The organism is Pedobacter sp., assembly GCF_035566355.1.
Lineage (GTDB): Bacteria > Bacteroidota > Bacteroidia > Sphingobacteriales > Sphingobacteriaceae > Pedobacter.
The window spans coordinates 1-9,389 of record NZ_DATMRL010000069.1; the positions used below are offsets into that span (position 1 = coordinate 1).

The 9,389-nt window shown below is 41.3% G+C and carries 8 protein-coding genes and 1 tRNA gene; 2 read left to right on the forward strand and 7 right to left on the reverse strand.

Features of this window, described 5'->3' with window-relative positions; translation table 11 throughout:
• On the reverse strand, nucleotides 1–965 hold a 965-nt coding region (gene obgE / locus VNZ46_RS02520), incomplete at its 3' end, for a GTPase ObgE (RefSeq protein WP_325558494.1).
• A gap of 101 nt (nucleotides 966–1,066) precedes the next feature.
• A complete protein-coding gene (locus VNZ46_RS02525) occupies nucleotides 1,067–1,636 on the reverse strand; it encodes an adenylate kinase (protein ID WP_325558495.1) in 570 nt (189 codons plus the stop codon).
• A 340-nt stretch (nucleotides 1,637–1,976) separates the two neighbouring features.
• Between VNZ46_RS02525 and VNZ46_RS02530 the strand changes: the two genes are divergently transcribed.
• The gene (locus VNZ46_RS02530) at nucleotides 1,977–3,509 is read left to right on the forward strand and encodes an MFS transporter (RefSeq protein ID WP_325558497.1); all 1,533 of its coding nucleotides are present in this window, start codon (nucleotides 1,977–1,979) and stop codon (nucleotides 3,507–3,509) included.
• An 11-nt stretch (nucleotides 3,510–3,520) separates the two neighbouring features.
• Here the strand turns inward: VNZ46_RS02530 and msrB are convergent, their stop codons facing one another.
• Together msrB and msrA are read right to left on the reverse strand one after the other, a co-directional pair.
• Nucleotides 3,521–4,033: a peptide-methionine (R)-S-oxide reductase MsrB gene (gene msrB / locus VNZ46_RS02535; RefSeq protein WP_325558498.1), complete on the reverse strand. Its 513-nt coding sequence runs from the start codon at nucleotides 4,031–4,033 to the stop codon at nucleotides 3,521–3,523.
• Nucleotides 4,034–4,040: 7 nt separating this feature from the next.
• Complete coding sequence (gene msrA / locus VNZ46_RS02540; protein ID WP_325558499.1) at nucleotides 4,041–4,700, reverse strand: peptide-methionine (S)-S-oxide reductase MsrA; 660 nt, start codon at nucleotides 4,698–4,700, stop codon at nucleotides 4,041–4,043.
• Nucleotides 4,701–4,872: 172 nt separating this feature from the next.
• Here msrA and VNZ46_RS02545 point away from each other — a divergent pair, with 172 nt between their 5' ends.
• A complete protein-coding gene (locus VNZ46_RS02545; RefSeq protein ID WP_325558500.1) occupies nucleotides 4,873–5,424 on the forward strand; it encodes a fasciclin domain-containing protein in 552 nt (183 codons plus the stop codon).
• Between the two features lie 55 nt (nucleotides 5,425–5,479).
• Here VNZ46_RS02545 and VNZ46_RS02550 read toward each other — a convergent pair whose 3' ends face one another.
• The 3 genes from VNZ46_RS02550 to VNZ46_RS02560 all read right to left on the reverse strand — a co-directional run.
• The gene (locus tag VNZ46_RS02550) at nucleotides 5,480–6,676 is read right to left on the reverse strand and encodes a winged helix-turn-helix domain-containing protein (protein WP_325558501.1); all 1,197 of its coding nucleotides are present in this window, start codon (nucleotides 6,674–6,676) and stop codon (nucleotides 5,480–5,482) included.
• A 113-nt stretch (nucleotides 6,677–6,789) separates the two neighbouring features.
• Nucleotides 6,790–6,863 (reverse strand) — tRNA-Arg (locus tag VNZ46_RS02555).
• A 147-nt stretch (nucleotides 6,864–7,010) separates the two neighbouring features.
• The coding region (locus tag VNZ46_RS02560) for a DEAD/DEAH box helicase family protein (RefSeq protein WP_325558502.1) at nucleotides 7,011–9,389 on the reverse strand (2,379 nt) is incomplete at its 5' end.

Genomic DNA, 9,389 nt, shown 5'->3' on the forward strand with positions numbered 1-9,389 from the left:
AGTTCTGTAAGCCCCTTTTGTGCTACAGAAGAAATAAATATAGATGGAATATGTTCTGGTAACTCTTTCTTCATCTCTGCCACTAGCTCCTCGTCCAGCATATCTGCCTTAGTTACCGCCAGCAAATGAGGTTTTTGCATAAGTTCAGAGTTGTATTCCTGCAATTCTTTTTTCAGGATCTCATACTCTTCCTTAATGGAACGGGTGGTATCCGCAGGTACCATAAACAAAAGAACAGAGTTACGCTCAATATGGCGTAAAAAACGATAGCCTAAACCTTTTCCTTTAGACGCACCTTCTATAATTCCTGGTATATCTGCCATGACGAAAGATTTACCACCTCTGTAAGAAACAATCCCCAGGTTAGGCACCAATGTTGTAAAAGGGTAATCCGCAATTTCCGGTTTAGCAGCAGACAACACAGAAAGTAAGGTCGATTTACCGGCATTTGGAAAACCTACCAAACCTACATCAGCTAAAACTTTCAATTCTAACACCATCCATCTCTCAATTCCCGGCTCGCCTGGTTGCGCAAAACGCGGCGTTTGCAGTGTAGGTGTTTTAAAATGCCAGTTACCCAACCCCCCACGACCTCCCGGGGTTAAAATCTTGGTTTCACCTTCTTCGGTAATCTCAAATAAAACTTCTCCCGTTTCCGCATCTTTTGCAATCGTTCCCAGAGGAACATCCAAAATCTCGTCCTTTCCAAATTTACCAGAAGAAAGTCCGCTGGAACCGCAACCTCCGTCTTCAGCAATAATGTGTTTACGGTATTTTAAGTGTAACAAGGTCCAGAATTGCGTATTACCTCTTAGGATAATATGTCCTCCACGGCCACCATCACCACCATCTGGCCCACCCATTGCCGTCTTTTTATCGCGGTGTAAATGTGCAGAACCTGCCCCTCCTTTACCAGAACGGCAGCATATTTTAACATAATCTACAAAATTTGAACCTTGCGACATAATCTTTTTATTTGAGTCAGAATTTCTTCTGACGATTTCATTATAAATAAAAATAGCGGGAAGAACTTAAATCTGTCCCGCTATTTAAACAAATATTTTTATTAATACTGATCAATAACAGTAGACAGGTTTGCAAAGATATCATCAATTTTTCCGATACCATTTACTTTGCTCAATTTTCCCTGAGCCTCATAATAAGGCAAAACATGAATAGTTTTATTAAAATATTCTTCAATACGCTTCTGCAACTTATCAGCCTGATCATCCACTCTACCCGTTTCTTTTTGACGCTGGGCAATTCTTTTGGTTAATTCGTCCTGATCTACATCCAGAGCAATTACACCGGCAATACTACTGCCTTTACTTTCCAAAAATTCATCCAGAGCCTGTGCCTGAGGAACCGTCCGCGGAAAACCATCAAAAATGAATCCTTTTGCTTCAGGGTTCTTATCCACTTCCTCTTCCAGCATTGCAATCGTAATTTCATCCGGAACAAGTTGTCCGTCTGCAATAAGCTGACTCACTTTTTGGCCTAGCGGAGATTGATTTTTAATATGTGCCCTAAAAAGGTCACCGGTAGAGATGTGGATTAACTGATATTTATCAATTAATTTTTCAGATTGGGTGCCTTTGCCTGCACCCGGTGGGCCAAAGAGAACAAAATTCAGCATTTGGGTTGTCTTTAAAAATTTAAAAGCCTTTCTGCCATCCGCAGTTAGGCTTTTCTCAGTTTTGAGATTGCAAAGTTACGTATCCGTAACCAATTTAACAAGAATTTAATAAAAATAGGACTTAAAATAGAATGCGGTTTTACAGTCGCAGGATCTCCATGCAGGACATCGGAGATAAAGGACTGCCTTCCTTCGCTTATCTTCATACTTTCTTCGCAAAAACCTCGTACAAATATGGGTTAAAGTACTTTTTTGCGAACATGGTATGAAGAAGGTATGCAGATGACATCAGGATCTGGATAATTAGGTATATTTAGTAGATGAAATCATCCAATTGGTTATGACAACAGTAGCACTTCAAAGCACAGCAGGCAAATGGATAATGGCTTCTACCATAATGGCCTCTGCTATGGCCTTTATAGATGCTACGGCCTTAAACGTGGTCTTACCTTCTCTGCAGCAGAGCCTGCATGCATCGGGTCCTGATTTATTCTGGGTACTCAACGCATACCTGCTTATGCTTGCCGCTCTGATCCTGATTGGCGGGACAATGGGAGATCACTTTGGCCGCAAGAAAATTTTCATGGCCGGAGTCTTCATTTTTATTCTAGGCTCAGCAGCTTGTGGAATTTCCTCTTCAGCTCCTATGCTGATCATCCTCAGAGTTATACAAGGTATAGGCGGTGCTTTTATGATTCCCGGGAGCTTATCCATTATATCCTCCTCTATCCAGGAAAAGGAAAGAGGCAAAGCCATTGGAACCTGGTCTGCCGCAACTACACTAGTCACCATGGGTGGTCCTGCACTTGGGGGCGCATTGGCTGATGCTGGTTTATGGCGTTATATTTTTTTCATCAATGTACCTATCGGGATTCTTGTACTGCTTATTTTAGCCTTTAAAGTACGGGAAACAAAAGACAAGACCAGCGCCAAAAAACTCGATTTTGAAGGTGCAGTAACGATTGCTTTAGGTCTTGCCCTGCTCACTTTCGGATTTCTGCGTGTCCCAGCTGTAGGTTTCAATCATATACAGGGCTATGGCTCTATCACAACGGGTCTAATACTATTATTGATCTTTGTTTTTATAGAATATAAAAGCCCCCATCCAATGATGCCCTTGCGTCTCTTCCAAAATAGAATATTTAGCGGAACCAACCTGCTGACTTTTTTCCTTTATGCCGGACTTGGTGCAGGAATGTTATTCCTTTCTTTAAACATGGTTCAGATACAAGGCTATACCCAGCTTCAATCCGGGCTGACCTTTCTGCCATTCACTATTTTCATGGTCGTGAATGCCCGCTTTGCTGGTAGTCTGGCAGATAAATATGGTCCCCGGTTATTTCTGATTTTCGGACCTTTTCTTGCCGGGGCAGGACTATTGATGCTGTCTTTTGTAGGGCAGACCCGAGGTGCCTCAGATTACTGGATCAGTTTTTTCCCTGGAATACTTGTTTTTGGATTTGGCATGTCACTTACGGTTGCTCCACTTACCGCAGCAGTAATGGGTGCAGTAAGTGAGCAGTTTTCCGGAACCGCATCTGGTATAAACAATGCTATTTCAAGGATATCAGGCGTGTTTGCCAATGCAATTCTTGGTGCGCTTGCCGTTTTGTTCTTCACAGCAGCATTACAAAAAGAACTGATCAGTCTTCCTCTGCACCCACAACAGAAGCAGGTCATTCTCAGCCAGGCCATTAATCTGGGAGATGCTAAAGTACCAGCAGATCTCCCCCCATCAGTTAAAGAACAAATAAAAACAGTTTATCATAACAGTTTTATCAATGCCTATGGAAGGATCATGAAAGTAGCTGCAGGGCTGGCTTTTCTATCGGCATTGATGGCCTTTCTAAGCATTAAAAATAAACCAGACTAAATTTGCAAATCTTATCTGTCCGGTTCAAAATCCAGAGAAACAGAATTCATGCAAAATCTTTTCCCGGTTGGCGGAGGCCCATCATCAAAGATATGTCCAAGGTGGGATCCACATCTGGCACAAATCACTTCTGTTCTCTGCATACCATGTGAATTGTCTTCCCTATAGATCACACTTTTCTTTCCTATGGGTTCAAAAAAACTGGGCCAGCCACAAGTACTGGAAAATTTAGCATCCGATTTAAACAATACATTTCCGCACACTGCACAATAATATGTCCCTTTAGCATCCTGGTTCCAGTACTGCCCGGTAAATGGCTGTTCTGTTGCCTGTTCACGGGCAACAGCATACAATTCAGGCGACAGGATCTTTTTCCATACGGCATTGGAAACCTTTACTGGCTTGGTATCTGTATTGGAGTAATAAGGATTATTGTCGTGGCCTTTTGCAGACTTCAGATGCTGTGCATTCCCCCGTGTAAAGGAAAATAAGCACACGGTTGCTATTAAAATGAATGTTTTCATCGCCTGATCATTTATTTTTGATTTTATCTTTGAACACCTTTTTGAACTTTTCAAGTTCAGGCTGTATCACATATTTACAATAGGGTTCATTGCCGTTCTGGCTGAAGTAGTCCTGATGATAATCTTCTGCTTTATAAAACACTTTGAAAGGCACCACCTGGGTTACAATTTTATTTTTATAAACTTTTTCGGCATTGAGTTTATTAACGTAATAAATTGCTTTATCTTTCTGAGCAGCATTGTGATAGAAAATAGCAGAACGGTATTGTGTTCCCACATCATTCCCTTGTCTGTTCAGCTGTGTTGGGTCATGAGCTACAAAAAAGGCCTGCAGCAGTTCATCAAAAGAGATTACCGAAGGATTGTAAATAATATTACAAGCTTCTGCATGACCGGTTGTTCCCGTGCATACCTCTTTATAACTCGGATTGGCGACATGCCCGCCACTAAAACCAGAAATCACCTTTTCTACGCCCCTGAGCTCTTTAAATTTGGCTTCCGTACACCAAAAACAACCTGTGGCAAAAGTAGCGGTATCCAGTTTTACTTTCTGAACTGGCTGTTTCTCTTTTTTAACATTTGTTACACCAGGGCCATTGGACGATGCTGCAAATGCGGAGCAGATCGTTAAGGTGTACAAGACCATATAGCAAACTATCTTTTTCATCTTTTTAAGATTTGTTTCATTTACCCAATAAACGTAAAAAAAGAACAGTTGGGTTTTGTTTTTTGGCTTTTAGCTGATAAAAGACAATTCGCTTACAATTAAAATATTTATAAGTTAAAAAACCAAGCCTGTTATCTTTTGCGTACATGCATCCAAACGAAAAGATCTGATTATGAAAAAAATTATTTTATCCGTTGCAGCCTTAATAGTTATGGCATTGTCAACACAAGTTTACGCTCAGAAAAACCCAATGGTAGGTGGCGCAGCAATGTACTCAACCAAAGACATTGTAGACAACGCCGTGAACTCAAAGGATCACACCACATTAGTTGCAGCGGTTAAAGCAGCAGGTTTGGTAGAAACCCTGAAAGGGCCTGGTCCATTTACAGTTTTTGCACCGACCAATGAAGCTTTCGACAAATTGCCAGAGGGAACTGTAGCGACACTTGTAAAACCAGAAAACAAAGGGATGCTGACCAAAATCTTAACTTACCATGTTGTAGCTGGAAAGATGGATTCCAAAATGATTGCTAAAGCAATTAAAGAAGGAAACGGCAAAGCAGAACTCACTACTGTTGAAGGGGGTAAACTGTGGGCCTGGATGGAAGGAAAGAAATTAATGTTGAAAGATGAGAAAGGTGGAACAAGCATGGTAACCATAACAGATGTTTACCAGAAAAACGGGGTAATTCATGTAGTGGATACCGTGTTAATGCCAAATTAATCAACAGCCTAACCAGGCAGAACGACCGCCCTTACTTCTTAGTGGGGCGGTTTTTTTATTTATAGAGAAAACCTTTGCGAATCTTTTCCAGGTAAATTTCATTATTGGATCGCTTGAAGACAATGTCCTGGCATTGATTGAATTGAACAAATTCTTTTAAGGTTTGTGTAAACTTTTCAATAATGACTGATTGGAGCTTAATCGGTTCAAAATGAATATTATGGACGATCAGGACCTTTTGTTTGCGGTCAGCTTTGGCATCCATCCTTGCAATAAAGGTTTCTCCGGCGAGTACAGGTAGTGAAAAATAACCGTACAGGCGTTTGGGCGCAGGCACAAAGCATTCGATCTGGTAATCAAAATTAAAAAAATCTTTTAGCCGATGACGGAAAACATTAAGGATATCGAAGGGCGATAGAATGAAGACCTCATTGGATAACCCAACACCAATTTCCTGATCAGGGAGCATAAAGAACGGGCCTTTCAGTCCATCAACCACTACCGTTTTTATCTCGCCAGTCTGCACCATTATTTCCAGTTCCTTTTTAATCAGGTTGCCTTTCACACGACGGGCACGCCAGGCCATTTCCTTCACAGAGGCAATACCTAATGCCCCTATCGTTCGATGGATGACAAAACGGGCATATTCTTCCTCTGTGGGCAGACTTAAGTCTGTTTCCTGAGGCACTAAATTGAGCGGAAGATCGTAAACTTTCTGGAAAGCTTTGGTACGGCTGATCATCAGCTCCCCATTGAGGTAAAGCCTTTCGAGTGCAACCTTGGATGGTCGCCAATCCCACCAGCCCGAGCTCGCTTCCTGGCGGTCGTTCTCAAAGTCCCCAACCATGAGCGGCCCTTCTCTTTCCACCCGGTCCAAAATCTGTTTCATTAAATTGATTTCCGGTTTGGTGAGTGGTTTACCATCTGTTTCAAAAGCCCTTTTCACTGGTAATGAAAAGCGAAAATCGCACATGGGGAGATAACCGGCGTCGGAAGTGAAATACTCATAGATCCGGCCGTCTTCACAAAGATCAGCCAACCATTCCGTTTGATAATCTGGCACTCGCGCAGCCATGACATGGTGGTGTGCACGCTCTACAACGTAATTCGTGTCCAGCTGCACAAAACCCAGATGGTCAATCACCCGGTAAACAGCCTCGATTCCCGTCCCAAACTGTGCCTTTTGGGCAAGTCCGGCAGCGGTAAGAATGATCTTCCGTGCTTGTGATTTGGTAAGGGCAATAGACTCCATTAAAACAAAAATACTCAGAATTAAGTAGATTAACCAAATTCACCCATCGAGTTAACAAAGGTTTAGAAAAGCACTTAAACGCAAAAAGCCTTAGAGAAATCTAAGGCTTTCCGTGCACTTGTAGGGATTCGAACCCCAAACCTTCTCATCCGTAGTGAGATGCTCTATCCAATTGAGCTACAAATGCATTTCCGTTTCGTTAACGGACTGCAAAAGTAACGTTTGAAATTGAAAAACAAAACTTTTTATGAAAAAAAATTAAATAAAATAAGGGGGCCAGACCTGAAATAAAGCTAATTCAATATAAATCAGGCAGATCAATTCACACAATTAATTACTTCCATATGCTCACCTGCTGTACCCTTTCTTCGAGCTGGGATGCCAAAGAATCAATTCTCGATTTTAAAATCAATTTTCGTCCTTCAATGGTCTTCGTAAACACAAACTCACACGGTCCAACCAGCTTTGCCCATTGCTGAGCAAAAAAAGTAACCAGTGCTTTATTTCTGCCAATAAGCTCCGGAACTGCATGATAATCCTTCTGTTTTACAAAAAACAAAAAAACACTCTTCCTGATTATAATATATCTTGGATTGTTAACCGGCCTGACCATCTCCGTCAGCATATGAATAAAAGTTGACCGTTCAAAATTAGTCCCGCCCTCTAAATGGCAATATACGGTCCCAAGGTGATCCTGAGAGGATACCACTTTCAAAGCCGAAATATTTGACCGGACCACGCCCATATGGACCAGTGTATTTAACAAGGCCTGGGCAATTTGCTCCATATCCTTAGAAATATCTCTGTATTCAAAATAAAGCGTAAGCATTTTTAGCGTCCTGCGTCCAAATAAAAGAGTGCCAAGCACAACAAAAGCGCCTAAGAAAGCATAAAAATCCTGCACAGACCTGATTTCCCTGGAAGCACGGAAAAGGAATTTAAAAAAGTAATACACAAAACTGAAGCCCAGAGTTATAGCAAAATTGGCAATAGTCTTATCCAGGTACATCTTTTTTATAGCCTGATAACCTTTCTTTTGCAGGAAGGGAACCTTAATTTCCTCTACTAAATTTACTCCCCTTTGCAATGCGACTGCCCACTGAAACTTTAACAAATCTCTATTTGCAGCTTCCTTAAAAGTCCGGGTATTCTGCTCCTGGGCGGCCAACGGCAACGAAAGATCAGCAGACAAGTTTAAACGCGCTATTCCATTCTCAATTCCTCCGTCTTTTAAGGTGGAAACCCCTACAAAGCTCCGGAATCTTCTCTTCAGTACCTCAACATCTCCTCCGCCTGAAATTGAAGTTCGGTCTATACAAGCCAAATGCCAGATATGACCGGTCTTATGATCATTTCCTTTTTGCGTACGAATAGCCCTTCCGCGCATTTGATTAGAAAGAACAAAGGACCCAACAAAACTTGCTAAAATCAGGGAATTAATGGCTGGAGCATCCCAGCCTTCTCCCAGCAGGGATTTTGTTCCAATCAAAACTTCAATTTCACCCCGTTGAAAAATCCTGGTAATGATATCAACAAGTCTATTTTTTAATTGTTCCTTTTGTTCGATCAACAAATAATCGTGATCAAACGGAACCAAAGAAGCTTGTATATCGCTTATTCCAAATTCGGCACCCAATACTTCAAATACAACATAAGCAGATTTAGGAATGATCACCATCGAACCCGTCAAAACACCAATCTTTATTCCTGCAGCGTTATTCCGTCTCAATTTTTCAAAGATGGTTATCACTCCAATTTTATTGAGTTCCAGGTCATTCTCAGGCAAATTCACATAAAATTCCTTCCGGATATAATCTGTTAAAATGACCTGCCTCAGGGTATTTCCTAATTGCCCAAATTCAAAGTCAACAATCTGTTTAATCCCATCTAACTTACTCACACTAGAGCTCAGCAAACTGGTGATCTGGTTATTTCCACGGAGATTAATCTCTCTCCCTTCCAATGCACCACACCACCTCAATTTATTCTCCAGGCTTTTTCTATGATGCTCAAATGCTTTAAAAGCTCCATCCTCATTTCGGAAGTAAAAATCCAGCAGTATTTCGCACCAGCTGAAATCGAAATCGGGTAACTTATACTTCTTATTTCCTATAATTTCAAGGTAGTTATCCCCAACAACTCTACCGTTTGCATTCAAAAAGATCAAACTAGCTGAATAAAATGAAGGATTATTGTAAATCCATTCTAAATTTTCTGCTGGGCTTAACCATAATCGATGACTTTCTACCGCAGCAATTAAAACTTCATCATTACGTATTTCAGAAAAGATCCTTTCCACATCCTTTCTGAATTTTATGATACCTTCATTTTCCAATGGCGTAGGTGAAGTAAAGTAGACAAAATCCTGATGCGGGCACAGATCCCCTTCAATAACCAATTCGGGCACAGAGATCTCTACATCAACAGGGCCATTAAGTTCCAGATATCTTTCCCACTCCTGTGGAGTTACATCATAAGGTGGAGTTGCAGTCAGACCAACAATAACAGGGCTTAAGCTCTTCTTCAGGTGAATCAATGTCTGCCACCATTCGTTCCTTAAGTGATGGGCTTCATCTACCACAATTGTCTTCAGGCCTTGTCTTTTTAAACCAGCAACAATAACTTCCATGTGCAGATTAGAAATTGTCTTTCTGTCGGTTTCTGCCTCATCGAACTCCTCTTCAAGTTCAATTTCTAAAACTTTCAACCCGTT

Bases quoted from the DNA above. Each gene is read 5' to 3' on its own strand.
- VNZ46_RS02530 (WP_325558497.1), top strand. From the start codon at position 1,977: ATGACAACAGTAGCACTTCAAAGCACAGCAGGCAAATGGATAATGGCT.
- VNZ46_RS02525 (WP_325558495.1), bottom strand. From the start codon at position 1,636: ATGCTGAATTTTGTTCTCTTTGGCCCACCGGGTGCAGGCAAAGGCACC.
- VNZ46_RS02545 (WP_325558500.1), top strand. From the start codon at position 4,873: ATGAAAAAAATTATTTTATCCGTTGCAGCCTTAATAGTTATGGCATTG.
- msrA (WP_325558499.1), bottom strand. From the start codon at position 4,700: ATGAAAAAGATAGTTTGCTATATGGTCTTGTACACCTTAACGATCTGC.
- VNZ46_RS02550 (WP_325558501.1), bottom strand. From the start codon at position 6,676: ATGGAGTCTATTGCCCTTACCAAATCACAAGCACGGAAGATCATTCTT.
- msrB (WP_325558498.1), bottom strand. From the start codon at position 4,033: ATGAAAACATTCATTTTAATAGCAACCGTGTGCTTATTTTCCTTTACA.